Here is a 24911-nt window from a genome sequence, read left to right as displayed (position 1 = left end):
TATGTCAATCGTTTAGTATCATTATTTTTTCATTATTTTTTCACCGCCCTGTGGGTGAGGCTGAAAAATGGGGGGTAAACTGGAGAGAAGGAGGCAGGAATGGGCATTTTTTGGGCATTTTCCGTGATCAGCGGCGCGGCGGAGACGCCGCGCCCTACCCGCTTCGCGCATCCCTTTCAGCTTTCCGTTTTCTGCTTTCTGCTTTCTGCTTTTCTTAACCTGGGGGTGGATGGGCGATTTGGCGAAAGGCCTCATAGGCGACGATGGCGGCGGCGTTGGCGAGGTTGAGGCTCCGCGCGTGCGGACCGGGCATGGGGATTTGCATGAGGCTGTCGGCGTAGCGGGCGTAGAACGGTTCGGGCAGCCCGCTGCTCTCGTTGCCAAAGGCCAGATGATCGCCGGACCGGAACACGCAGTCGTAGAGCGAGCGGCTGCCGCGCGTGCTGGCGAAGAAGAGGCGAGTCGGCCGGGTCGACGCGAGGTAGGCCTCCCACGAATCATGGACGGTCAGGCGCAGGTGCGGCCAGTAATCAAGCCCCGCACGGCGGATAGCCGCTTCGGTGAGCCGAAACCCCAACGGACGAATCAGGTGAAGGGCGCAGTCCAAGCCGACGCAGAGCCTTCCGATCGCCCCTGTATTGTGGGGGATCTCTGGACAGATCAGAACGAGATTCAGGCTGAGGTCCATGGTGGCACGGCGCACGGCCTGCGGCTACGATTTGCCGACCGTCTTCTCCAGCGCCTGGGCGATGTCGGCGATGATGTCCTCGACGTCTTCCAACCCGATGGAGAGGCGGATGTAGTCGGCGGTGACACCCGTGGCCTGCTGCTGTTCCGGCGTAAGCTGCTGGTGGGTGGTCGAGGCGGGGTGGATCACCAGCGTCTTGGCGTCGCCGATGTTGGCGACGTGCGAGAGGAGTTTTACCGAGTCGATGAACACCCGGCCCGCCGCGAGGCCGCCCGTGATGCCGAAGCCCACCAGGCCGCCGAAGCCGCGCTTCAGGTATTTTGCGGCGACGGCGTGGCCGGCCGCATCCGGCAGGCCGGGATAGGTCACCCAGCTCACGCGCGGGTGCCGCTGAAGCCAGCGGGCGACGGCGAGGGCGTTGGCCGAGTGCCGCTGCTGACGCAGGGGGAGCGTCTCGATGCCCAGCAAAAACTCGTGTGCGTTGAACGGGCTCAGCGCGGCGCCCATGTCGCGCAGCAACGTGACGCGGATCTTGGTGATGAAGGCGATGTTGCCCGCCCCCGGGACGTTCCCCAGGGCATCCCAGTAGACCAGTCCGTGATAACTCGGGTCGGGTTCGGTAAATTCGGGGAATTTGCTGTTGTTCCAGCGGAACGTGCCGCCGTCCACAATCACGCCGCCGAGCGAGGTGCCGTGTCCGCCGATGTACTTGGTGGCGGAGCACACCACGATGTCGGCGCCATGCGCGAGGGGACGGACGAGTCCGATGCCGACGGTGTTGTCCACAATCAGAGGCACCCCGGCCTCGCGGGCGATGGCGGCGATCGCCTCGAAATCGGGGACATCGAGCTTGGGATTGCCGATGGTCTCGATGTAGATCGCGCGCGTTTTGGGCGTGACTGCGCGTCGGAATGCCTCAGGCTCGCGCGAATCGACAAAGCGCACCGTCCGGCACAGGACCCGCGGGAAGGTGTGGTTGAAGAGCTGATAGGTTCCGCCGTAGAGGTTGTTGCCCGCGATGATCTCATCCCCCGGCCGCGTGACCGCCAGGAGCGCGTAGGTGATGGCCGACTGGCCCGAGGCGACGGCCAGCGCGCCCGTCCCGCCCTCGATGGCGGCGACCCGCCGCTCGAAGACATCGTTGGTCGGGTTCATCAGCCGCGTGTAGATGTTGCCGGGTTCCTTCAGCGCGAAAAGATTGGCCGCATGATCCGAACTCTTGAACACATACGAGGTGGTCTGATAAATCGGAACCGCGCGCGATCCCGTCGTCGGATCAGCCTGTTGTCCCGCATGCAGCGCCAGCGTGTGCAATCCCTGTTCCGCCATGGTTCGACTCCTTCCGGTTCGGTGCTCCTTCAAAGGCGGTTACCAGTATGACAGATTCGGCGGTTTTTGTCTTTACCGAAAACCCTTGCCTTTTCGAGCCGTGTTCGTTATCTTGTCAGCCGGTTTCGCATCCGGGGAAGCCTTCCTTGCCTCATGGTGTAACGGTAGCACAGCAGACTCTGGATCTGCTTGTCTAGGTTCAAATCCTAGTGAGGCAACCAGTTTGCGGAGCCGAAACGGCTGAATCGCCGCAGGCTCCCGATCCGGCGGGTTCGGATGCGGCGCGATTGCGCCGCTTTTTTTACGCCCCCGCCCTGTTTCTTTCTTCACAAAGGGGCGATGACCGGGGTGACTGGAAACGCTCGAGAGGAGGCCTGCACGTGACGGTCCTGCTGATTCTGCTGATCTCGATCACGATTCTGGTGCTGGGTGGTCACCTCTACTCGACCTTTCTGGCGCGCAGTTGGGGCGAACAGCCGGACCGGATCACCCCGGCCGTTCGCTTGAACGACGGCCATGACTATGTGCCGACCCCGACGCCGGTTGTCTTTGCCCATCACTTCGCCTCCATTGCCGGCGCGGGTCCGATCATCGGCCCGGTGATCGCGGTCTGCTACGGATGGCTGCCGGCGGTCTTGTGGGTTGTCTTCGGAGGCATGCTCATCGGCGCCGTGCATGACTACCTCGCCACGTTCATGTCCACCCGCATGAGCGGACAATCGATGGCGACGGTGGTCCGGCGCCTGCTGGGCACCGGACCCTTCGTCGCGCTCGTGCTCTTTCTGGTGCTGCTGCTGGCGCTGGTGTGCGCGACCTTCCTGAATCTCTCGGCCGCCGCGCTGGTGAGCCTGGTGCCGATCAGCCGGCTGGATCTTAGCGGCGGCCAGACGCTCTTTCGCACCATCCATGATCAGGTGGTCATCGGCGGCATTGCCTCCACCAGCGTCATCGTGATCACGGCGCTGGCCCCGTTCGTGGGCTGGTTGTACATCAAGCGGCGCGTGGCGGTGTGGAAGTGCTCGGTTCTGGCGCTTGTCATCTGCGCCGTCAGCATCGTTTTCGGCTTGTGTTTTCCCGTTTCGGTTGCCGCCGACACGTGGAAGATCGTCCTAGCCGTTTACGTGCTACTGGCTGCTGGCCTGCCCGTGTGGCTGTTTTTGCAAAGCCGGGATTTCATCAACGTCCACATTCTCTACATCGGCTTGACCCTGCTCGTGACAACCGTGATTGTGGCCGCTTTTCGCGGCACCGCTATCCCGGTGGAAGAGGCCCTGCCAGCGCTGGATCTGGCGTCTGGATCACGGGCGCTGGGGTTTGTCTGGCCGGGACTGTTCATTACCGTCGCCTGTGGCGCGGTGAGCGGATTTCACAGCCTGTGCGCCGGTGGCACCACCTGCAAGCAGCTCGTGTCTGAACCCGCAGCCAGAAGAATCGGGTACTGGGGCATGGTGCTGGAGAGCATCCTGGCGATCACCGTCATCTGCGTCCTCTTGCTGGGGCTGGGCCGCGCCGATTATCTGACCGATGTCCATCCGGCTTTGGCGGGACTGAAGACGGGCGGAAACCCGATCCTCGGGTTCGCCATGGCGGTGGGTTCCGCCTCCCGCGCCGCCTTTGGCCTTCCAATCGCGGTCGGCGCAATCGGCGGCATGATCCTGCTCGAGGGTTTTCTGGTTACGACGCTGGACACCGCAGTGCGGTTGATGCGGTACCTGCTGGAGGAGGTCTGGCGTGCCCTGTTTGGCCTGGCGGCCATTGAGGACGCGCAGATGGATCGGGAACTGGAGCCTGCCGGAGCCGACGGGCTATTGCCGGGACCGGAGACGGCCGCGGCGCCCGCCGGATCGTCCTCGCCGAAGCCCCCGTCACTCCTGGCTTGGGTGCTCAGCCATTACTGGGTCAACTCCGGCATCGCGGTGGCGCTGATGCTCTGGTTCTCCTTTTCCAGCGGCATCATGACCTTGTGGGGCTTGTTTGCGACCGCGAACCAGTTGCTGGCCGCGTTTGTCCTGGGGCTCGGTGCCCTCTGGCTCCTCCGATGCGGCCGCCGGATCTGGTATATTGTCGGGCCCGCGCTCTTCATGCTCGTCACCACGGGCGCCAGCCTCGTCCTGCTCCTGCGCAAATTCCTCCCGGGCCCATCTGCGGCGGGAGCGCCTGTTGGCAACGCGACCCTCTTCGGCGCCAGCCTGGTTCTGTGCGGTCTGACGCTCTATCTGGTGGTGGTCGGCCTCCGGTCGGCCATCTTTCCGCGCGCCACGCGCCCCGTGCGCCCGGACGGCAAGACCCCGCCAGCGAGCGTCTAATCCTCATCGGGACGTTGCAGTCACCGTGACGGACACGAGGCGCGCTGGTGGCCAGGAACCAAGGCGACGCGAGTTCCGTCGGGCAGATGCAACATGCCGGTGACGCCCTCCGGCAGCGTCACGTCACACGTTATCCCGCCGGCCTCCCGCGTCCAAGCGGAGCGGATGATGCCGGCCGGCGCCCGATGCCAGGCGCTCATCGCGTCCAGCCCCTCGACCGGTTGCGGCCGCACCGTCACCTCGCTGAAGCCCGGGTGTTCCGGGTCCGGCATAATCCCGGCGAAATACTGGTACAGGCATGCGCTGATGTCGCCGAACATGATGTGGTTCTGCGAGTCGCTACCGTCCCAATTCTCGCGCAGGGTGGTCGCGCCCTGCCGCAGCCAGTTGGCCCAGCCGGGAAGCTCCGGTTGCGTGAATACCTTGAACGCGACATCGGCGCGTCCGTTCTCCGCCAGCACGCGCGGCACGTACTTGGCACCGAGGATGCCGAACTCCACCTTGTAGCTGTTGCGCTCGACCGCTTCCGCCAGCCGCGCCACGACGGCCGCCCGCTGGTCGTCCTCGACCAGTCCCTGATAGACCGCGCAGGCCATCGCCGTCATCTGGCCATCGGCATACACGCCGTTGCCGCGATAGAACGCGGCGTTGAATGCGCGGCGAATGCGCACGGCCAGCGCCTCGAACGCCGCAGCATCCTTTTTGCTGCCCGTCATCCGCGCGAAACGCGCCAGCAGCCGGGTGTCGGCGTAATAATAGGCCGTGGAGGTGATGCCCGAGGGAACCGTGCGCGGATCCACCGAACACCAGTCGCCCAGGCCGAAGTGGACGATGTGGTCTGTGGCCAGCGTCCCCAAATACCCGACGTAGCGCGCCATGGCGGGATACAGGCGGTCGATGTGCGAGCGGTCGCCCGTGTAGAGATAGATGTACCAGGGAATCAGGATGAGCGCGCTGTCCCACGCCGGTCCGGAGCCCCAATTGTACCCCCAGCCTGAGCAGGGCACGATAGCGGGAATTTGCCCGCTCGGGCGCTGGCAATCCGCGATGCTGTCGAGCCACTCGCCATAGGCGGAGGCGGCCCCGAAATTCCAGAGCCCGGTCTCGGCCGCGAGATGGGCATCCCCGGTCCAGCCATTCTTCTCGCGGTGCGGACAATCGGTGGGGAATCCCACGAAGTTGCCGATATACGCCCATCGCGTGCACGTTTGCAACCGATTGAGCGTTTCACTGGACGTCTCCACGCCGCCGATGGCGTCGAACGACGTATGCACGACGCGTCCGCGAAGGGTGTCGAGGGTCGGCTCGCCCGGCAACCCCTCCACGCGGACGTATTGAAACCCGTGGTAGGTGAAGCCAGGCTCCCAAATCTCCTCGCCCTGCCCCTTGAGAATGTAGCGATCCGTCTGGAATTCGCCGCTCACGACGAAGCGATTCATTTTGCGGACGTCAATATCGCCGTCCGCGTTGCAAGACTCGGCGTAGCGAAGGACAACCTCCGTGCCGGCGGGTCCGCTGACCCGAAGTTGCGCCCAGCCGGCCATGTTCTGCCCCATGTCGTAGACCGCCGCGCCTGAAGCCAGCCTGCGCACCGCCACCGGCGTGAGTGTCTGCATGACGCGGCACGGCGGCGCCACCTGCGGCTCCAGCAATCCGCCGGGGCCCGGCACGATCACGGCCTGCTCCCATGCGCTGTCGTTGTACCCCGGCGTGTCCCACCCCGGACGCTCGGCGCGGGCGTCGTAGTGTTCGCCATTGCGCAGAGCGTCAAAACGCACCGGCCCTTCCACAACCCGCCACGAGCCATCGGAGTGCAGGCAAACGGTGGCGCCGGACTCGAGTTGCACCTCCAACTCAAGAATCAGCTTGGGGTAATCCCGCCATACCGCCCGGTCCAGATTCCAAAACGCGACTGTATGTCCGTTGTACCAGCCGGTGCCGAGCATCACGCCCAGGGCATTCGCGCCAGCGCGCACCAGGCTCGTGACATCGTGGGTGCTGTAGCGGACCCGTTGATCGTACTGCGAGGGCCCGGGCTCCAGCACCTGGTCACCCACCCGCTGCCCATTGATCCGCGCGACGTAAAAGCCCAAGCCGCAGATGTGCAACGTCGCCTGCCGAACCGGACCCTCCAGCGTGAACTCCCGCCGGTAGAGCGGCGCGGGCTGCAACTGATCGGCATATCGGAACATCATGTGGTGCCGCCCAATCCACTTCGCGGACCACGCGCGGGGTTTGGGGCGCCCGGGGGCCTCGGGCTCCGGTTTCCGGCGGTAACGCCTCACCGGGGTCTTCAGGTTCTCGTGATGGGTCATTTTCTTTCTCCCAAGGGGTTATTCCCGATTGCGCCAACGGAGGCGCACGGCGTCAAGGCAAGACAGGTCGCCGCGCAGGACGATGTCGCGCGAGCCGCCCGGCAGGATGTCGAAACAGCGGTCCTCGGTGTCGAGCCCCGCAGGGGGGTCAACCCGAACGAAGTGAGCGAACACGTCCGTGAAGAGCCGCATCACGGCGCACCCCGAATCGCGCGAGAGGATCTCGGAGCGCACCGTTGCGGGTGGCATCTTGAGGGACTTGATGTTCATGAAGAAGAACACGTTCTCTGCGATCACGCCTGCGGGTCCGCTCAACCGGGCGTGGTAAAAATCGCCGCTTCGCATCAGCGACATCCGATCCAAACCGCAACGCACCGACGCATTCTTGCGTATGACGACGGCCTGCGACGTCCGCGACCGGACCTGCCCGTCGAACGACATCAGCGTACACTCCAGCGTGCCCGTGACACGGGCGCGGGTGTCGTTGACTACCCACGTGGAGACGCCGCATTCCTCCTCCTTGATGGACACAAGCACCGGCGCGCTGGCCCGGCGGACATAATCATAGGACGCCTTCTTGCGCAGATAGTAATCCACGACGGACCACCCGATCTCGCCCCAGGAGTCCGGAAACATCCAGAACATGCTGCCGCCGCAATCAAACTTCCGCCGGCGCGCCTGTTCGGTGGCGGTTTTCAGCGCCTCGGCCTGCAGCAATTGAGAGGCCTCGACGAGCTGTTCCAGGGTCATGGACGCCGAGTTCCCCGCCAGCAAATCAATCGCGGCAAAGACCTTGATCTGACCCTTCTGCCCCTTCTCCATAAAGCCGTGGCGGTTCGTATGCAGGCGGAAGCCCTCGGAGTCCACGGTCCGCTGGTCCTCGGGCAGGTAATCATGGATAGATTCCAGCGCGGGCATACCGAAATATCCATACTCCGAGTTGAACGTGCAGTGCGCCCGCCGGTAGTTGCGGTAGTCAATCGGGTCATTGCCGCCCGTGGCGATGCTCACCGACCACCAGTGCTGATCGCCCTGGTCCTCGTCGTTGACATCCTTGCCGCCGAAGGGGCTCGTCGGCCGGTAGGGCCGGTCCGGATCGAGGCTTTTCATCAGACCGGGAATCAGCTCATGCTCCAGAACCAGGCTTGTGTTGGCCTCGCAGCCGGGATACCAATTGTTATCGAACGCCCAGTCCGATTCATTGCTGCCGCACCACACGGCGATGGAGGGGTGGTTACGGAGGCGCGGAACGGCCACTGCGAGCTCGTCGGCCATCTGCTGGCGAAAGCCTGCGTCGTCGCCGGGATAGATAAAGCAGGCCATCATGAAGTCATGCCACAGCAGAATGCCGTTCGCATCGCAATAGTCATAGAAATCGTCTTCTTCAAAGATACCGCCGCCCCAGACCCGCAACATATTGATGTGGGCATCGCGGACCAGCGTCAGCAGATGCGTGCGCCGCTCCGGCGTGATCCGTGCGGGGATACCGTCGGACGGCGCCCAATTCGCCCCATTGATGAAGCATTTCTCGCCATTAACCACGAACGTAAACGTCTGGCCTCCGGGGACGGCGGGGTTCGGCTCCTGCGCGAGGGTGATCTCGCGGATGCCAAAGCGCGTGGTGCGTGTCGCGCAGGTCGCGCCCCCGTGAAGCAGCCGCGTCTCGAGCGTGTACAGGTTTGGCTTGCCCAGCGGGCGTGGCCACCAGAGGCGCGGGCGCGCCACTTCGAACGCGGTCTCGATGCAGCGCCGGCCCGGCGCCACGGCAGCGACCGGCAGCGTCCGCTCGCCGACGCCGGGAATAGTCAGCGTCAGCGTGGCGTCCGCCGGGGCGTCCGTCACGTTCTCGATCTCGGCGGCGACCGTCACAATCGCGCGGCCCTTGCCGACGAGCCGGGTACGGACCCAGACATCGCGCAACGCCACGGGGTCGAGGATCTCCAGCCGCACCGGCCGCCAGATACCGCAGTTGACCAGCCGCGGCGCCCAGTCCCATCCGAAGGTATAGGCCGCCTTGCGCGTCCAGATGCTCTCGTGAGCGCCCTGTCCGTATTTCGCCCGCGGCTTGTTTTGCGCCTCCGCCACACCGGCGTCCAAGCGAATCAGCAGCGTGTTTTCACCGGGGCACAGGGCGTGTGTTACGTCAAAGCGATGCGCGATCAGGGCGTTGGCGGCGCGGCCGATCGGAACGCCATTGAGCCAGAGCCTCGCCTGGTAATCCAGCCCCTCGCAGACCAGCTCGACGCGCCGACCGGGCGCGCCGGCGAATTGAAAAGAGCGACGGTACCACCAGGACCGGTCCTCGACCCAGGCGCAATTCGGGGCATTTCGATCATAGAGCGGCTCGGTGATCCGCCCCTGGCGCAGCAGGTCCAGGTGCACCTCGCCGGGGACGACGGCCGGAATCGCCGCAGCCCACTCTGCGGCGGCCGGCACAGGCTCGTCACCGCTTGCGATCAACGGTTTTTCCAGAAGTTGCCAGACGTCATTCAGCGCGATTGTTTGCATAGTCGTTTCCTTGCTTGGAGTGAGCCGCAGAGTATGCGACAGACGCGGTCTGAACGTCAATCCTTCTCGCGTGTGTGTGGGGTGGACACCCGCGCGGAAACGTGGCATACTTCTGGCGTCGTATGTGGGTGCGGCGTGTGCCGCTGCTCCGGATACGCGGGGCGTCCAGGGCGACGCGTCCGTAGCGAAGTGAGGGGTCCTACAAAACAGGAGGTCTCGATGAGAATCAAACAGGCCATACGGGTGTGTGTTGCGATGCTGGCTTGCGCCGGCATGCGGGCGCTGGCGCTGGATGGGTCGCCGACGCCTGAATCGGCCGGGGTTTCGCCCCTCATGTTCAGCCTCATCGCTCCCGCTCAGGTTCCTTCACCTGATTGGGATGTTTACGGCCTTCGAATCAATCTGATTTACGGGGTGTGCCGCGATCTTTACGGTCTTGATGTGGGGCTGGTCAATCACGTGAAGGGCACGACGAAAGCCTTGCAAGTGGGCGGCATCGCCAACATCAGCGACGGCCCCGCCATGGGGTTCCAGGCCGGACTGGTGAACACCGCCGGGAGCACGCTCAACGGGCTTCAGATCGGCGCGGTCAACTACGCCGAGCGGGCCAGCGTGCTCCAGATTGGCGGCTTCAACGGCGCCGATCATGTGGACGGGTTGCAAATCGGCGTCATCAATGTGACGCGCACCCTGATCGGCGTTCAGATCGGCGTGATCAATGTGATTCAGGACAACGACATTCCGTTTGTTCCGGTGATCAACTTTTACTTCTGAGGTGACGTGATGAGAAACACACATCTGTGCAGTCTTCTGGTGCTGGCGGCAGCGGGGCTTATCGGCGTGCGCGCGGCCGCGCAGGGCGTGACGGTCAGCGAGGCCGTTAAACCCGAAGAATCGGCTGAATTAAAAGCGTTCAAGGAGCGGATTCAGGCGGCCAATCCCGGGATGGACATTGTGTCGATTGATGCGCAGCGGTCCGCGACGCTGGCGGCCAGACCCCAACCGGCGGCTCATTCCAAGATCGCCATCTTTGTGAAAAACCAGACCCAGACAGCCGGGCTGGACGATCTGGTGGATGGCGTGCGGGACCGCCTGGGCGCCGAGCTGGCCGGCGCGGGGCTGATCGTGCTTGACAAGGCCGAGATCGCCGAAGGCTTCAACCGGTTCAAGGTGACCTCCGAGGATGAGCGAGCGGGCTTGGTCAGCGGCGTCTTCACGGGCGGTTCGGCCGTGCGCGTGGCGCAAATGCTGGGGGTCGATTATCTCATGACGGCCTCGGTGATTGGCGCGGACCGTGCAACGCGAAAGGTGGGCGATCAACCGGTGGTCACCTTCACCCTGCGGATGTCGGTCAAGGTGAGCGACGCCGCGACGGGTGCCTCGGTTTACGGCGAAAACTGGACACGCCGCGCGCCAGTGCCTGCGGAGAGCGCCGAGGGCGCGAATGCCACCGCGTATTACAATGATCTGCTGGATGTCTGGGCCCAGGAGGCCGGGGCCTCAATCGCCGCCAAGGCCACCACGTGGAGGCCCGCTGCGGCGGCCGTTGGTTTGGTGACGTTCACGGTCACCACGACCGTGGATGAGTTGATCCAGGGGCTGGAGTCGGGGGTCCGCGCGCCCAACGAGCTGCTGGGCGAGATGCGCCGTCTGGTCGGCGGCGTCACGGTCGAGTTGGACGGCGCGGCGGTGGGGTCGTCACCGGGAACCTTCTCCTGCGCGCCGGGTCTGCATCAGCTCCGCATCTCCCGCCCGTGGATGAAAGACTGGCAGCAGACGGTGAACATCCAGGAGGGCTCGGCCTTCCGCGTGGCGCTGGAACTTTCGGATGCCGGCCTGCAGCGGTATCAGTCGCTGGAGCGTTTCCGCGCGCTGGCGGCCGTGACCTACGCCGAGGCCCTCGCACAGAAGGGCGTGAAGGTCAATTTTGACACGGCGGCCTGGCGCGATGTCTCCATCGGTAGCAAGGCCGGGACCACCGTCACCACGATCGTTCCCGATTAACGCGAAGACATGCATATGTCAAGCCGATTCAAACGCCTGTCGTCGCTGGCATGGGTCGCGTGGGTTGCCGTGTGGGGCCTGACCGGCTGCACGACCCACAGCTCGAAAGCGCTCACCGCCATCACCGCGCTTCAAGCCGGCGATTCCTCCGTCGCGCTGGCGTGGTCCGACGCACTCAAGCAGTCGCGCAGCGACCAGCAACTGGGCCGCATCGAGTGCGGCCGGGTCAAGATGCTCACCGGCGATTTCGCCGGCAGCCGCGCCGAATTTGCCACCGTGCTGGACCGGATGATCACCGAGACCGAGTCCGGCCCGGTGGTCAAGGTCGGCGCAATGGGCGCGGCGGTGGTCGCATCCACCGTTGCCGACGACACGGTCCGCACCTATGAGCCGGCGCCCTACGAGCTGATCCAGACCCTCCACTATCAGACACTCAACTACCTCTTTGCCGGGGACCGCGAAGGGGCCGGCGTCGAGGCCCGCCGCACCGTCTTCGCCCAGGATCAGATCGCCGAGCGCTACGCGAAAGAGGTGGAAAAGGCGCAGCAGGAGGCCGATGCGTCGCACGAGAAAGCCATGGGAGCTGTCACGAACAAATTTGCGTCCATGGCGCCGGTGCTCGCGCGGACGCGCAGTTCGTATGAGAATGGGCTGGCGTGGTATTTCTGCGGACTGATGTTCGAGGCGCAGGGGGATGCGGCGAATGCCGCGCTGAGTTACCGCAAGGCCTGGGAGCTCGTACCCCAGAACCCGACGGTCATGCGCGATTTCTTCCGGCTGATCAAAACGCAGGACACGCAGACGTTTGAGGCGCTGGCGGCGCAACACCACATTGATGCGGCCACACTCGCCCGTTCGCAGACCGAAATCGTGGTGCTCTATGAGGAGGGGTTGATTTCGCGACGGCTGACGGTGAAGATTCCGATTCCGATCGGACTGACGCTGGTTGCGGTCGACTTCCCCTACTACGACGATCCCGTCTACATGCCTGCGCCACTGGAGATCACCGCCGATGGCGCGGCGGTGGGTACGACCGCGCCCGCAGTCTACCTGCAATCGCTGGCGTACCGGGATTTGCGGGACAAGATCCCGGGCGTGGTCATCCGTAACGTCACGCGCGCGGCTACCCGTGTCGCGGCGCAACAGCTAGCCAATCATTCGGGGAACGACTACATGAAATACAGCGTGATGCTCGCCAATGCGGCCTCGTCGCTGGCGACCACCTCGGACACACGCGCGTGGTACCTGATCCCCATGGTCACCCACCTGTACCGCGGACCGGTGGAACCCGGGCCACACACCCTTCGCTTCCGCAACACCGCGACCGGCGCCGTCCTGGAGGCGCCTGTGACGGTGACCGCCGGCGAAACGCGCCTGATCTGGCTGGCTGATCCGGGGGGCTTCCGCTGCGTCGCCACCGCGCCGCTGGCCGGATCGGGCGAGCCGCCAGTCTATCAACGGCTTCTCTCTCAACCCTAACACCCCACACACGAAAGGATGCACACCATGAAAACCGTAAAACACATCGCCCTCTCTGCGGCGTTCGCTGCGGGGCTCATCGGCCTGACGGGCTGTGCAGACACCGCAGGAACCGTGGTCAAGACCGACCACCTCACGAGTGCCACGCTGATCCACGAGGACAACACCCGTCTGGCGCGCCGCATCGACGTCACCGGCGTCACTTACGACACCGTGAACGGGCTGCAGCGCGTCCACATTTCGCTGGCCTCGACGCGTCACGGTCGTGTGCGGGTTGACTACCGCATCTGCTGGTTCGACGCCAACGGCATGGAGATCGACGGCGACACGAAGCCGTATCGCTCGCTGATTCTCGAAGGCCGCGATGCCGTCACCGTCACCGGCGTCGCCAATTCGGCGGCCGCCGTGTCGTCCAAATTGCGCATCCGCGAAACCAGCCAATCCGAATAACCGCTCTCACCACAACCCAGAATAAGGAAACCCTGCCATGAAAACATCCACCTCCTGCCTCGTGTTCCTCGCGCTGGTCACCCTGATGACCGGATGCACCACGTCCAACGTCCGCGAAGTTCCGCTCGACCGCGCTGCGGCAACGACCAAACTGGAACCTCAGGATGTGCGCCGCACCGTTGAAAAAATGGTCGAGTCGCTCCTCGTCGCCCCCGGTGTCAAGGAGTTTGTCAGCGACCGCCGGCCGGTGCTGGACATCGAGCCGATGAAGAATCGCTCGACCCAGCACATCGACATGATCAGCATCACCGATTCGGTGCGCATGCAATTGCTGCGTTCGGGACTGTTCCGCTTTGTTGACCGGTCCTCGGCCGGCACGGTCGGCACCGACATCGCGCGGATTGACCAGGAAAACACGCTCGGGCTGGTGGACGCCTCGAAGGCGGTCAAGGCCGGCCAGCAGACGGCGCTCGACATGTACCTCACCGGAACGCTTTCTGAGATCAAGAACGTTTCGGGCCGGACACTCGACCAGTACTACAAGTTCTCGATGATCCTGAAAGACCTCAAGACGGGCGAGATCGTCTGGGCTGACGAGAAGGAAATCCGAAAAGCGAGCACCCGCCCGGTTTTCGGAATGTAGGGTGATGATGTCTGACCGCTTCCGTTCATTCCGGGCGATTGTCCGGACCACGTTCATCGAGGCGCTTCAGGAGCCTGCGGCCCTGCTGGTGCTGCTGGCCGCCGTCCTCGTGACATCGGCCGCGCCCCTCTTCCATTTCCACGCCTTCGGCGAGGAGGGGCGGCTGGCCCGGGACGGCGGGTTGGCCTCGTTGCTGGTTTTCGGGCTGGCGCTCGGCTGCGCCGCCGCCGGCGCGGCCGTCCACCGCGAATGCGCATCGGGGACGGCCGCCGCCGCGCTGTCCAAGCCGGTGGGGCGCGGCCTGTTTCTAACGGCCAAGTATGTCGGCATTCTCCTGGTTTGCGGAGTGTTCTGGGTCGCGGTAACGGCCGCCACGCTTGCCGCCGAGGCGGCCGCTGATCGCACGGTTGTGGTCGGCGAGTCCTGGGATCGGCTGCCCGATGTCCGCCTGCGGCAGTGGGCCGTCCTGGCGCCGCTGGCGGCGCTGGCGGTTGCGGGGCTGCTCCAGAACCGCCGCCGCGCCCGTTTCGGGGTTGCGGCCTTCCTGCTCATCCCGGCTGCCCTGCTGCTCACGCTGCTGGCCTCGGGCTTCTGGAGCCACGCTGGCGCCTGGGGTCCCTACGCGCTCCGTTTGAACCTCCGCATCATTCCCGTTGCCCTGCCGCTGTTCTTTGCGCTGGCGGTGCTCGCGGCCTGGAGCGCCGCGCTGGCGGTCCGGCTTCCGACCGGCACCGTGCTGCTGGTCGGCGCGGCGATCCTCGGCGCCGGGCTGGCCGCCGACACGTGGTCGGCGGGCGCGCCCGCCGCCTCCCTGCGCGGCGTGCTGGCCGGCCTCTTCCCCAATATCCAACACTACTGGCTGGCCGACGCCCTCGCGCGCGGCGGCACCGCGCCCGGGTCTTACCTCATCCGCGCCGCGGGGCTCGCCGCAGCCGGCTCCGCCCTGGCGCTCCGTGTGGGCGTCGGCCTGTTCCGCGCCCGCGACATTGGCTGACACGTGTGCCTGGAGGTTCCATGACCCCTGTGATCGAAACAACCGGCTTGCGCAAAATTTTCCGCGACTTCTGGCGGCGGCCCACCGTTTGCGCGGTTGACTCGCTAAACCTGACGATCCAGCCCGGCGAGGTGTTCGGTCTGCTGGGGCCGAACGGATCGGGCAAAAGCACGACCATCAAGATGCTGCTGGGACTCCTCCACCCGACGGCGGGAACGGTCAGCGTCCTCGGCCGTCCACCCGCCGACATTGTCATCAAGCATCGCATCGGGTATCTTCCCGAGAACACCCATCTTCACCGCTTCCTGACCCCGCGGGAAACCCTCCACTACTATGGCGCCCTTTTTGGCCTTGATCGCCGCACGTGCCGCGAGCGGGGCGAGGCGCTTCTGGAAATGGCCGATCTCACCGAGGTCGCCGACCGCCCGATCGACGGGTTTTCCAAGGGAATGGCGCGTCGCGTCGGCATTGCCCAGGCGTTGATCAACGCGCCGGACTTGCTGATTCTCGATGAGCCCACCTCCGGGCTCGATCCCGTTGCCTGCCGCGAAGTGAAAGATCTGGTCCGCGCGCTCGCCAACGACGGCATGACCGTGTTGATGACCTCGCATCTGCTCGCCGACGTCGAGCATGTCTGTGACCGCGTGGCCATCATGCACCGGGGGCTTGTCCAGGCTGAGGGGGCCGTGGACGACCTCCTCGTCCGCGCCGACACCACCCGCTTTCTGATCGCCAACCTCTCAGACGCTGAGGCCGAACCCCTGCGCGCCGAGCTTGCGGCGCGCCTGAACCGTGTTGTCGCCACCGACCACCCCACGGTTTCGCTCGAAACCTATTTTCTCGACGTGGTTGCGCGGGCTTCTGGGAAAGCCTCCGCGCTGACCCATTTTAGACCGGCCCCGTTCCTGCATAAAACCGGCATCGGCGGAGCTGCGACGGAATCGGCCAAACGGGAGTCTGCATGATCCCGCGCGTTTCCGCCATCGCCCTGCTGGCTGTCCGCGCGGCGATCCGCTCGCGCATGGTGCTGACCCTCGCCGCCCTCCTGCTGCTGGCGCTTGCGGGGCTGCCGGGCTGGATGCGCGGCGACGGCACTGCCCAGGGCCTGTTCACGCTGCTGGTCGGGCACACGCTGGGCGTCTGCCTCTTCCTGCTCGCGGCGACGTCGCTCTGGGCCGGTTGCGCAGCGGTCGCCGCCGAACGCAGCGCCGGCACAGCTACCCTGACCGTGGTCAAGCCCGTCAGGCCCTTCGAACTCTGGTTTGGCAAATGGCTCGGGATTATGGCGCTCAACGTCGTGCTGCTCGGCGCCGTCGTGGTGGGGTTGCTGCTTCAGATCCTCCTCCGCGCGCCCGAGCTGCCCGGCGACTGGCAGCGGTGCGACCGTGTGGTGCCGTGCATCCTGCCCGACCCGGCCCAGGAGGCCGATCAGGCGTTGCGAACCCTCCGCGCGGAAGGGCGGCTGCCCGCGAATCGTCCTGTGACCACGCTGCGCGCCGAGCTCATCCAGGAGGTCCGCAACCGCTACACCCTGATCCAGCCCGGCGAGACGCAGACGTGGCGCTTCCGCCTGCCCCCCTGCGCCGACGGGATCGCGCCGACGGTGCGCGCGGTGTTCGAAACGCAGTATGGCCTGCGTGAGGAATCCGCCATGACGCTGTGCGCGCAAGCCGTTCAGCCCTCTCACTCGGAAGCCGCCTTTACGATTCATGAGACGCTCATGGCGGGTGAACCCCTGGTGCGGGCGTTGCCTCCGTTCACATCCGCCTCTGGCGGGCTGATCGAAGTCGCCTTCCAATTGGATCCGGGCGCCCGCACGCCACTGCTCCTGCATCCGGGACGCAATCTGGCCCTGCTGCTGCCGGACGGATCATTCGGGCGGAATCTCGTGTATGCCGCCCTCATCCTGCTGGCCGTGCTGTCGGCGCTGACCGCCTGCGGCCTTGCCCTCGGCTGCTGCTTCTCTTTCCCCGTGGCCTCCTTCGCCGCCGTCGTGCTGATTCTGCTCGCGCTTCTTGGCTCCCGCGCCACGGCCGACGCGACGGACCTCGCCGAGGCGAGGGGGCTGGGCGAGCGCTTCGGGCTTCAGATCGTCCGCTGCGCCGGTTCGGTCACGCGGCCGTTGGTGTCCGCCGCGCCAATCACGCAACTCACCCGGCGCGAGGCGATCCCGCTGCGCAGTCTTGGGCAGCCGTTGTGGATCGGCTTTCTCGCCCTCCCCGCTCTGCTGGCGTGGGGTTCCGCCCGTGTCCTTAAACGCCGCGAGAACGGAGCATGACGCCGATGGAGACGTCCGACATCATCCGTTCCGTTCGCCGGCTCGCCGGCTCCGCGTCGGCGGTTGTGAGCCTCGCGGCGCTACTCGCGTTCGCCTCGGTCCAGAACCGCGCGCTGGCCGATCGGCGCCGGACGGGCGGCGCGGGCATTGCCCCCCGTCCATCCGATCCGCCGCCCGCGCTCGCCTTCGTCGTCGTCGGCCTGGGCGCCTTCCGCGGTCTTGCCGCAGAGGCGCTCTGGCTCCGCGCCGACCGTCTCCAATGGGAAGGGCGCTATTTCGAACTGGTCCAACTGTCGAGCTGGATCACCAGCCTCGACCCCTACGCGGCGGACGCCTGGGTGTACAACGCATGGAACCTCTCCTACAATATCAGCGCCATGATGCTGCGCCCGGAGGATCGCGTGCGCTGGGTCTGGCACGGGCTCCGGCTGCTACGGGACGACGCACTCGCGTGGAATCCCGGCGACGCTCAGCTCTGCCGCGAGCTGGCCTGGCTCTACCTGCACAAGATTGGCGGCACCCTGGACGAGGCGGCGCCTGCCTACCGCCAATTCCTCGCGACCGAGACCGCGCCGGTGTTCGGGCCGGCGGGCGCTTTTCCATCCGCCGGATCTGCGCGCGACGCGGCATCCGCCGTCTTTAAGCTGGACGCCTCCCGCGTCGCCGTGATCGAGGCGCAAACGGGACCGCTGGACTGGCGCACGCCCGAGAGTCATGCCCTCTACTGGGCGTGGTCCGGCATGACCCATGCCGTCGATCCGACGGAGCGGTTCAAATGCCGCCGCCTCGCCTGCCACGCCCTGATGGCGCTGTACGGCCGGGACCCAACCCTCTCGGGCCTCGCCGCGCCAAACCCCGCCGTCTTGCCCGCCCTCCTGCATTTACTGGAGCAACAATATGTGGATTTTCCTTCGTCCACCACCCGCCGTCTCTACGGATTTCACCTGCTCCACGCCTTGCGCAAGGCCGCCGACGCGGGCGACACCGCGCAGCGCGACCAGTTCTACGAACGCTTATTGATGATCGCCGCCAAAGGCTCCACGCTTCCACCGCTGGACACGCTCGTGCAGCCAGACTTCCCTTTTGACGACTTTCTGGCACCGCAGCAAAAGAATCGCGAGCCGGACACCCCGCCATGAGTTCGATTGTTGATTACCCGCTTTATCTCGGCATCCGCCTATTCTGGGCCCTTTTCCGACTGCTGCCGGCGAGGCGCGCCTATCCGCTGGGTGCGGCAGTGGGCCATTTCGCATTCCCCTGGGCTCGTACCCGCCGGCGGATCGCGATAGAAAACGTCCTGAAGGCGGGCATCGCCGGGGATTCTGCGGGCGCCGAGCGCATTGCGCGGGCCTCACTGGCGCATTTTGTGGGGCATCTTCTGGAGAGCCTCAAGGTGTCCGAGTTTCTCACGCCCGAACACCTGAAGGGGCATGTGACCACCGATTTTCCGGAAGCCACGCGCGCCCTGATCGAACAGCCGGGGCAACCCGTCCTGGTGCTCACGCCCCATCTGGGCTGCTGGGAAGTCGGCGTACACCTCCTCACCGCTTTCAAACCAACGATGGCGTTGGCCAGCCCCATGCGAAACCCCTTGGCGCAACGCTTCATCGAGAGCCATATGCGCACGAATGTCGAGATTCATTCCAACAAAAGAGGGTTCTCATCGACGCTGGTCAAACGGTGGAAGGAGGGCCGGATTCTGGCCTTGCTCGCAGATCAGCACGCGGGCCGCCATGGCATCTGGCGCGACTTTCTGGGGCGCCCCGCGAGCATCCACACATCGCCGGCGCGCCTGTACCTGGCCACCCGCCATCCGATGGTCGTCGGGGCCTTCGTTCGCACGGGACCGCTCCGCTACCATGGGGTCCTCTCCGAACCGCTGACGTTCGAGCTGACGGGAGACCGCGAGCGCGACACCGCGACCATCTTGGACACCATCAACGGCCACTTCGCCGCCTACATCCGGGCCTATCCCGAGCAATACCTCTGGTTCCACCGCCGCTGGCGGCAACCGCCAGCGGTCACGCAGCGTCGGTTTTAACCTAGCCGGTCACGCAGCGTCGGTTTCAGCGGGGTTGATCGTATCATAGACGGGCAGATAGATCAAAACCGTCGTCCCGTGGCCGGATTGAGACTGGATGTCGATGTAGCCGTTGTGCAGCGCGATGATGTTGTACACCGACGAGAGGCCGAGGCCGGCGTTGGCCCGGTCTTGCTTGGTCGTGTAAAACGGTTCGAAGATGTGCGATATCTGGTCGGGCGTCATGCCTCTGCCGGTATCGGTCACGGTGATCAGGGCAAAATCGCCCGTGTGGCGATCCCGCGGGAGGGTGCCCGCCTCCAACCGCTGGCGCGCCTGCGCGGTCAGATCGGCGTGCGCCGCGCGGAGGGTGAGCCGTCCGCGCATCGCCATGGCCTCCGCCCCGTTGACCGCCAGATGTATGAGCGCCTGCTCGATCCGGGCCGGATCGACCTTCACCCGCCCCGCGTCGGGCTCGACCTCGACCACGATCTCCACCTCGGGTCCGAGCGCGTTCCCGAGCATCGGCCGGAGGCCATCGACCAGCCGACCGATGTCCAGATGCAAGGCGCGGCCCGACTCCGGTTGGGCAAAGGCCAGCAGGTCGCCGCTTCGGTGCGACAGGCGTCCGGTCTCCGCGATAATCTCGTCCATGAGCGCCTGCACGGTGGCGTGTTCCGGAGCCATCCGTTTCGCAAATTCCGCATTCCCGTTCACCACGGTCAGCGTGTTCATGACATCGTGCGCCACCCGGCGGGCAAACTGCCCGATGGCGGCCATCTTCTGGGAGTGCAGCATGCGCCGCTCCGAATCGGCGAGGTTAGACATGGCGTGCGCGTGATTTCTCTCCAGCACGATCAACGTGCTCAGCAGCGCCATCGCCACGACCGTCCCGACGATGATGATGAGCAGATTGCCGGTCTCGACGTTCGCGGCGTATTCCGGCGCAAACGTGAGGATGGTCGCGACGATCAGAAAATGGGGGATTGCGCCGACCCCGGCGCTGGCGACCAGGATGCGCGGCAGGGTGAGCTCCGCGCGGCGCCGTGCGAAGGCGATGTGCCAGGCGGCGCCGAAAAGCCCCGGCAGCACCAGCTCACAGATGCCCGGGATCACGCCGAACCCGCCGATGCCGATCCGGTAGAGGATGGGCAGGGGGAGGCTGATCAGCGCCGTCACCGGACCGCCGATCAGGCCGGCGGTGCCGATGACGGCGGCCCGCGTATCGAAGATCAGATCCGGGGTCGTGATGGACGGCACGAGCATCGTCACCACCGCCATGGTGCCGAAGAGCAACCCGCTCCCCCACGCGGAGACGGCGTGCCGGCGGCGTTCGAACCCCTCGCGCAGCAGGGCGCAGAGCGTCACGAAGCCCAGCAGAAACAGCAGATTGACCAGCACGCCCCGGACCATCTCGATCACGTTCATGACGTCTCCTTCTCCGCCCGCCCCGAAAACAGGCCCTAGTATTCGCCTGATCGAATCAACACCTGCTCCTCTTTGATCTCGAATATCCGCGTCGCGAGCGACCCGATCAGGCGGTGATCATGGGACACAAAGAGGATCGTGCATCCGGTTTCGGACAACGCAAAATTCAGCGCCTCGATGGACTCCAGATCCAGATGATTGGTCGGCTCATCCAGAATCATCACGTTGCCGCCTTCCAACATGTTCCGAGCCAGAATGAGCCGCGCCTTCTCGCCGCCGCTGAGTACCCCGATGCGCTTGAAGACATCGTCCCGGCTGAAGAGCATGCGCCCCATGAAAGACCGGAGCTCGCTCTCGGAACTGGTTGTTTCATCCGCATATTGCTTGAGCCAGTCCAAAGCCTGCATGTCGGGATCGAGCACCTCGCCGGGGTCTTGCGGGAAGACACTGAATTGAATGGTGTTGCCCAGAACCACGGAGCCGGAATCGGGCGGGAGGAGTCCGCACAGGATTTTCAGAAGCGTGGTCTTGCCCACGCCATTCTTCCCAATAATCGCGATCTTTTCCTTGGGCAGAATCTCGCAGGAGAAGTCCTTGAACAGCGTGCGATCATAGCCCTTGGAAATGCGATCCACACGGATCACCTTGTCGCCCAGCCGTTGCCGGGGATTGAAGCGAATATAGGGGGACACCCGCGAGCTGGGCTTCACGGACTCCAGTTCAATCTTGCCCAGCAATTTCTGGCGGGAGGTCGCCTGTCTCGCCTTGGAGGCATTGGCGCTGAACCGGCTGATGAAGGTCTTGAGATCGTGAATCTGTTTCTCCAGCTTCTTGTTGGATTTCTCCCGCAGTTCGCGCGCTTCCAGGCTCGCGATGGTGAAATCATCGTAATTTCCAGTGAACATGCGGATTTCGTGATAGTCCAGATCGGCGATATGGGTGCACACCTGATTCAGGAAGAAGCGGTCATGGGAGATGACGATGACCGTCCCCTCGTACCGTTTCAACAGCTCCACCAGCCACTCGATGGACTCCAGATCCAGATGGTTGGTCGGCTCATCCAGCAGCAGGACGTCGGGATGGGCGAAGAGCACCTGAGCCAGCAACACCCGGAGCTTGAAACCGCCCTGCAGGGTTTTCATCTCCCGCGCAAAGACATCTTCGGTGAAGCCGAGGCCGTCCAGTAGCTTGGCGGCATCGGCTTCCATCGTGTACCCGCCCGCCTGGCCAAACTCATCCTCGACATGACCACTCCGAATTTGCTCGGCCTCGGTGAGATCGTCCTTGGAATAGAGCATCTCCCGTTCGCGATGAAGCGCCCAGAGCCTGGCATTGCCCATGAGAACCGTATCGAGAATCGCCACCTCGTCAAATTCGGCATGATCCTGACGCAGGTACCCCAGCGTGCAGCCCTTCCCGATGGTCACCTCGCCCTGGCTGGAGGGCATCAGGCCAGCCAATATCTTGATGAACGTCGATTTGCCCGATCCATTCGCGCCGATCAAGCCATAACAGTTGCCCGGGGTGAATTTAACGCTGACAGCCTCGAACAAGATGTCGGCGCCGAATCGTTTGGTCAAATTTGAAGTGGCTATCACGCGATCATTCCCGTCAATCGGATTAGAGGGTGGATACGGACGGCTGCAGCTCCGCTTCCAGACGGAGACTTTGGGCGTGTTTGTGCAGCGTGTCGAGGAGTTCCCCAAGCCCGCCCTCCATCAGCCGGTCGAGGCTGTAGAGCGTGAGCCCCACCCGATGGTCGGTCATGCGGTTTTGGGGAAAGTTGTAGGTGCGGATCCGCTGGCTACGATCACCGGAGCCGATCATGTCGCGCCGGGTCTGCCCCTGTTTGGCTTCCTCAGCCTGGCGGCGCTGGTCCAGCAGGCGGGACTTCAGCACCTGCATGGCCTTGTCTTTGTTCCGGTGTTGCGAACGCTCGTCCTGGCACTGCGCGACCAGGCCGGTGGGCAGGTGCGTGATCCGGATCGCGGAGTAGGTGGTGTTGACCCCCTGGCCGCCATGCCCGCCGGCGCAGAAGATGTCGATGCGCAGCTCGTCCGCCGGTATCTCGATGTCATCCTCCTCGTCGACCTCGGGAAAGACCGCCACCGTGGCGGCCGAGGTGTGAATCCGGCCCTGAGCCTCGGTCACCGGCACCCGCTGGACGCGGTGCCCGCCGCTCTCGTGCCGGAAAATGCCATAGGCGCCCTCTCCGGTGACCATGAACAGGATGTCTTTGTACCCGCCCATTTCGCTCGGACTGGCGTCCATGACCACCACGTTCCAGCCCCGGCTCTCGGCGTAGCGGCTGTACATGCGGAACAGGTCTCCCGCGAAGATCGCCGCCTCTTGGCCGCCCGTTCCGGCGCGGACTTCGAACAGCGCGTTGCGGATGTCCGTCGGGTCGGGCGGCAGCATGGCCAGCATCATCTGGCGCTCGAGATCCGGGAGCTGGGGCTCCAGATGCTCCCGCTCGGCGCGGGCCAGCGCGCGCATCTCGGTGTCGGTCGTCGCGTCAGCCTCAATCTCGCGGTTGCTGGCGCATTCGCGCCGGCAGGCCTCGTAGGCCCGGAAAGCCGCCTCCAGCCGCTTCAATGTTGCGTGCTCGCGCACACGCTCCCGGAGCAGCTTGCGGTTTTTCAACACGTCGGGATCGGAGAGGGACTGTTCAACAAAGGCGAGGCGTTCCAGCCGCTTCGCCACATGCACGCGTTCGATCATGGCTCGACCTCGTGGGGAGCGCGCGGGTGCAACGGGAAAACACACAGGCGGAAGCAGCCCCTATTTCTGAACACGGACACCGGGACCCGCAAACGACACGGGCCGGACCCGGCCGCCCAGCGGCCTATCCGACCCGGCACCTGGCGCTTCCCGGCTACTTCTTGGCCGCGTAACGCTTGCGGAACTGATCGACACGGCCTTCCGTGTCGATCATCGTATGCTGGCCGGTGAAGAACGGATGGCAGGCCGAGCAGGTGTTGACGCTCATCTCCGTGACGGTCGAGCGCGTTTTGGTCACGTGGCCGCAGGCGCAGGTGATCGTCGCTTCAGCGTAATTCGGATGGATTTCCTTCTTCATAAACAACCCTTTTTCTCATCAAACGGACGGGTATCTTACACCAGACCGTGCGCCACTGGCAAGCCTAAATCACACTTAACTGATCCGCAGCGGCATCAGCACGTACAAGAACGGGATGTCACACTTCAGAATGGCCGGGCTGTTGCCGTCGTTCATCTCGATGAAAACCTCGTCGCAATCGAGGCTCTTCAGCGGATCCATGATATACTCCGGGTTGAAGATGACGCTGATAGGCTTGCCTGAAAATTTGATTGGCAGCAGTTCGCGCGCTTCGCCGATGTCTGGGCTGGTGCTCAGAATTTCCAGCTGATTCGCGGCGAACGTCAGCTTGGTGGCATTGGATTTGTCGGATGCGATGATCGAGACTCGCCGCAAGGCGGTCAACAGCGCCTCTCGCTCCAGCGCCACACGCTCGTCGCAACCCGACGGAATGACCTGACGGTAATTCGGATAAACGCCGTCCACGAGCTTGCTGCTCATCATCGTGTTGCCAAACTCAAAAATCACCTGATTTTTTTGGACAAAAATGCGGAGGTCTCCGTCGTTGCCCAAAATGTGGACCAATTCCGTCACGGCCTTGGTCGGCAGGATCAGTTCCACATCGTTTTCGGGTGGAAATTCAACTTCGTGCTCGACCAACGCCAAGCGGCGGCCATCCGTGGCGACCATCGTCAGTTTTCCATCCTTGAAGGCCAGCAACACCCCGTTGAGCACGCGGCGGGTTTCATCGAGCGAGGCGGCATACGACGTTTTCCGGAGCATTTCACGAAACGCCCCCTGATCGATGCGGTAACACATCCGTCCGTCCGACCCGGGAATGGGTGGAAAGTCGCTCATCGGCAAACCGTTGATGCGAAAGGACGACGCGCCGCACTCAATGGCCGCCACGTCCTTGTCATCCACGTCGAACGAAATGCGCCCTTCGGACAACTCACGCACAATACTTGCCAACCGGCGAATCGGCAACGTCGTGCATCCATCGACTGTTACCTCGGCCTCAATCAAACTGCGGACCGACATATCCAAGTCGGTGGTCGTGATCCACAGTTTTCCGTCCTCGGCCTTGATCAGCGCATTGGCAAGAATCTGCAACGTGTTTTTACCCGAAACCACGTTCTGAACGGTTTGCAGACTTTCCAAAAACTTCGAGCGGGCGATTGAGAACTTCATCCGTGATCCTCCTGCGTACTCCATGCGCGGTTGCGCGGTTGCGCGGTTGAGAGAATAGTATAACAAGTCATTACTTAAATGCAACATCCTTACTAATAAGCCTGAATAAAGCGGTTGATAAGATCGTAAATGGTTTATTTATAAAAGGTTGCAATAAAAAACAAACACCTAATGATCTGTTTATAAGCTGAAAACGGGTGTTCATGGAAGTTGAAACGCG

20 protein-coding genes and 1 tRNA gene are annotated in these 24911 nt (G+C 64.1%); 12 read left to right on the top strand and 9 right to left on the bottom strand.

Annotated elements, in window-relative coordinates:
• Window positions 1-214: 214 nt before the first annotated feature.
• Window positions 215-688, bottom strand: coding sequence for a tRNA (cytidine(34)-2'-O)-methyltransferase (locus FJ222_03165; GenBank protein MBM4163427.1), 474 nt, complete (start codon window positions 686-688; stop codon window positions 215-217).
• A gap of 24 nt (window positions 689-712) precedes the next feature.
• Window positions 713-2017, bottom strand: a complete 1305-nt coding sequence (locus FJ222_03160; GenBank protein MBM4163426.1) for an O-acetylhomoserine aminocarboxypropyltransferase/cysteine synthase — start codon at window positions 2015-2017, stop codon at window positions 713-715.
• A 147-nt stretch (window positions 2018-2164) separates the two neighbouring features.
• Here FJ222_03160 and FJ222_03155 point away from each other — a divergent pair.
• Together FJ222_03155 and FJ222_03150 are read left to right on the top strand one after the other, a co-directional pair.
• Window positions 2165-2238: transfer RNA gene (locus FJ222_03155), tRNA-Gln, on the top strand.
• 159 nt (window positions 2239-2397) lie between these two features.
• Window positions 2398-4323: a carbon starvation protein A gene (locus FJ222_03150; GenBank protein ID MBM4163425.1), complete on the top strand. Its 1926-nt coding sequence runs from the start codon at window positions 2398-2400 to the stop codon at window positions 4321-4323.
• 20 nt (window positions 4324-4343) lie between these two features.
• On the opposite strand, the gene FJ222_03145 is transcribed toward FJ222_03150, so the two are convergent.
• Together FJ222_03145 and FJ222_03140 are read right to left on the bottom strand one after the other, a co-directional pair.
• Window positions 4344-6638 (bottom strand): alpha-rhamnosidase, encoded by a 2295-nt coding sequence (locus FJ222_03145; protein ID MBM4163424.1) that lies wholly within the window; start codon window positions 6636-6638, stop codon window positions 4344-4346.
• 18 nt (window positions 6639-6656) lie between these two features.
• On the bottom strand, window positions 6657-9254 hold the full coding sequence (locus FJ222_03140) for a glycoside hydrolase family 2 protein (GenBank protein MBM4163423.1): 2598 nt from the start codon (window positions 9252-9254) through the stop codon (window positions 6657-6659).
• A gap of 111 nt (window positions 9255-9365) precedes the next feature.
• Between FJ222_03140 and FJ222_03135 the strand changes: the two genes are divergently transcribed.
• From FJ222_03135 to FJ222_03090, 10 genes are read left to right on the top strand one after another with little or no spacing between them, the layout of a single operon-like run.
• Window positions 9366-9920, top strand: a complete 555-nt coding sequence (locus FJ222_03135) for a hypothetical protein (protein MBM4163422.1) — start codon at window positions 9366-9368, stop codon at window positions 9918-9920.
• A gap of 9 nt (window positions 9921-9929) precedes the next feature.
• Window positions 9930-11150 carry a PEGA domain-containing protein gene (locus FJ222_03130; protein ID MBM4163421.1) on the top strand — a complete coding sequence of 407 codons (1221 nt, stop codon included), beginning with the start codon at window positions 9930-9932 and terminating at the stop codon, window positions 11148-11150.
• 9 nt (window positions 11151-11159) lie between these two features.
• Window positions 11160-12629, top strand: a complete 1470-nt coding sequence (locus tag FJ222_03125) for a hypothetical protein (protein MBM4163420.1) — start codon at window positions 11160-11162, stop codon at window positions 12627-12629.
• 18 nt (window positions 12630-12647) lie between these two features.
• Window positions 12648-13079: a DUF1425 domain-containing protein gene (locus FJ222_03120; protein MBM4163419.1), complete on the top strand. Its 432-nt coding sequence runs from the start codon at window positions 12648-12650 to the stop codon at window positions 13077-13079.
• Between the two features lie 37 nt (window positions 13080-13116).
• On the top strand, window positions 13117-13722 hold the full coding sequence (lpoB, locus tag FJ222_03115; protein MBM4163418.1) for a penicillin-binding protein activator LpoB: 606 nt from the start codon (window positions 13117-13119) through the stop codon (window positions 13720-13722).
• Between the two features lie 4 nt (window positions 13723-13726).
• On the top strand, window positions 13727-14716 hold the full coding sequence (locus tag FJ222_03110; protein MBM4163417.1) for a hypothetical protein: 990 nt from the start codon (window positions 13727-13729) through the stop codon (window positions 14714-14716).
• 20 nt (window positions 14717-14736) lie between these two features.
• A complete protein-coding gene (locus FJ222_03105; protein ID MBM4163416.1) occupies window positions 14737-15681 on the top strand; it encodes an ABC transporter ATP-binding protein in 945 nt (314 codons plus the stop codon).
• Window positions 15678-16994 carry a hypothetical protein gene (locus tag FJ222_03100; protein ID MBM4163415.1) on the top strand — a complete coding sequence of 439 codons (1317 nt, stop codon included), beginning with the start codon at window positions 15678-15680 and terminating at the stop codon, window positions 16992-16994. Before FJ222_03105 ends, FJ222_03100 begins: the two co-directional genes overlap by 4 nt.
• A 5-nt stretch (window positions 16995-16999) precedes the next feature.
• The gene (locus FJ222_03095) at window positions 17000-18133 is read left to right on the top strand and encodes a hypothetical protein (GenBank protein ID MBM4163414.1); all 1134 of its coding nucleotides are present in this window, start codon (window positions 17000-17002) and stop codon (window positions 18131-18133) included.
• Window positions 18130-19035, top strand: a complete 906-nt coding sequence (locus tag FJ222_03090) for a hypothetical protein (GenBank protein MBM4163413.1) — start codon at window positions 18130-18132, stop codon at window positions 19033-19035. Before FJ222_03095 ends, FJ222_03090 begins: the two co-directional genes overlap by 4 nt.
• Window positions 19036-19044: 9 nt before the next feature.
• Here FJ222_03090 and FJ222_03085 read toward each other — a convergent pair whose 3' ends face one another.
• From FJ222_03085 to dnaN, 5 genes are all read right to left on the bottom strand, one after another.
• A complete protein-coding gene (locus tag FJ222_03085) occupies window positions 19045-20442 on the bottom strand; it encodes a hypothetical protein (protein MBM4163412.1) in 1398 nt (465 codons plus the stop codon).
• 35 nt (window positions 20443-20477) lie between these two features.
• Window positions 20478-22148 carry an ATP-binding cassette domain-containing protein gene (locus FJ222_03080; protein ID MBM4163411.1) on the bottom strand — a complete coding sequence of 557 codons (1671 nt, stop codon included), beginning with the start codon at window positions 22146-22148 and terminating at the stop codon, window positions 20478-20480.
• Window positions 22063-23163 (bottom strand): peptide chain release factor 1, encoded by a 1101-nt coding sequence (gene prfA, locus FJ222_03075; protein ID MBM4163410.1) that lies wholly within the window; start codon window positions 23161-23163, stop codon window positions 22063-22065. The genes FJ222_03080 and prfA overlap by 86 nt, the downstream gene beginning before the upstream one ends.
• Before the next feature lie 154 nt (window positions 23164-23317).
• Window positions 23318-23521 (bottom strand): 50S ribosomal protein L31, encoded by a 204-nt coding sequence (gene rpmE, locus FJ222_03070; GenBank protein ID MBM4163409.1) that lies wholly within the window; start codon window positions 23519-23521, stop codon window positions 23318-23320.
• Between the two features lie 75 nt (window positions 23522-23596).
• Window positions 23597-24691, bottom strand: coding sequence for a DNA polymerase III subunit beta (dnaN, locus tag FJ222_03065; protein ID MBM4163408.1), 1095 nt, complete (start codon window positions 24689-24691; stop codon window positions 23597-23599).
• Window positions 24692-24911 lie beyond the last annotated feature (220 nt).

It is taken from the genome of Lentisphaerota bacterium (assembly GCA_016873675.1).
In the GTDB taxonomy this organism is placed as follows: domain Bacteria; phylum Verrucomicrobiota; class Kiritimatiellia; order RFP12; family JAAYNR01; genus VGWG01.
Note: the sequence above shows the minus strand (reverse complement) of the source record. Positions and strands in the feature narration are given on the sequence as shown.

Bases quoted from the DNA above. Each gene is read 5' to 3' on its own strand.
- FJ222_03145 (MBM4163424.1), bottom strand. From the start codon at position 6,638: ATGACCCATCACGAGAACCTGAAGACCCCGGTGAGGCGTTACCGCCGG.
- FJ222_03140 (MBM4163423.1), bottom strand. From the start codon at position 9,254: ATGCCACGTTTCCGCGCGGGTGTCCACCCCACACACACGCGAGAAGGA.
- FJ222_03090 (MBM4163413.1), top strand. From the start codon at position 18,130: ATGAGTTCGATTGTTGATTACCCGCTTTATCTCGGCATCCGCCTATTC.
- FJ222_03125 (MBM4163420.1), top strand. From the start codon at position 11,160: ATGCATATGTCAAGCCGATTCAAACGCCTGTCGTCGCTGGCATGGGTC.
- FJ222_03110 (MBM4163417.1), top strand. From the start codon at position 13,727: ATGATGTCTGACCGCTTCCGTTCATTCCGGGCGATTGTCCGGACCACG.
- FJ222_03135 (MBM4163422.1), top strand. From the start codon at position 9,366: ATGAGAATCAAACAGGCCATACGGGTGTGTGTTGCGATGCTGGCTTGC.
- FJ222_03130 (MBM4163421.1), top strand. From the start codon at position 9,930: ATGAGAAACACACATCTGTGCAGTCTTCTGGTGCTGGCGGCAGCGGGG.
- rpmE (MBM4163409.1), bottom strand. From the start codon at position 23,521: ATGAAGAAGGAAATCCATCCGAATTACGCTGAAGCGACGATCACCTGC.
- dnaN (MBM4163408.1), bottom strand. From the start codon at position 24,691: ATGAAGTTCTCAATCGCCCGCTCGAAGTTTTTGGAAAGTCTGCAAACC.
- lpoB (MBM4163418.1), top strand. From the start codon at position 13,117: ATGAAAACATCCACCTCCTGCCTCGTGTTCCTCGCGCTGGTCACCCTG.
- FJ222_03120 (MBM4163419.1), top strand. From the start codon at position 12,648: ATGCACACCATGAAAACCGTAAAACACATCGCCCTCTCTGCGGCGTTC.
- FJ222_03095 (MBM4163414.1), top strand. From the start codon at position 17,000: ATGGAGACGTCCGACATCATCCGTTCCGTTCGCCGGCTCGCCGGCTCC.
- FJ222_03160 (MBM4163426.1), bottom strand. From the start codon at position 2,017: ATGGCGGAACAGGGATTGCACACGCTGGCGCTGCATGCGGGACAACAG.
- prfA (MBM4163410.1), bottom strand. From the start codon at position 23,163: ATGATCGAACGCGTGCATGTGGCGAAGCGGCTGGAACGCCTCGCCTTT.
- FJ222_03165 (MBM4163427.1), bottom strand. From the start codon at position 688: ATGGACCTCAGCCTGAATCTCGTTCTGATCTGTCCAGAGATCCCCCAC.
- FJ222_03100 (MBM4163415.1), top strand. From the start codon at position 15,678: ATGATCCCGCGCGTTTCCGCCATCGCCCTGCTGGCTGTCCGCGCGGCG.
- FJ222_03105 (MBM4163416.1), top strand. From the start codon at position 14,737: ATGACCCCTGTGATCGAAACAACCGGCTTGCGCAAAATTTTCCGCGAC.
- FJ222_03085 (MBM4163412.1), bottom strand. From the start codon at position 20,442: ATGAACGTGATCGAGATGGTCCGGGGCGTGCTGGTCAATCTGCTGTTT.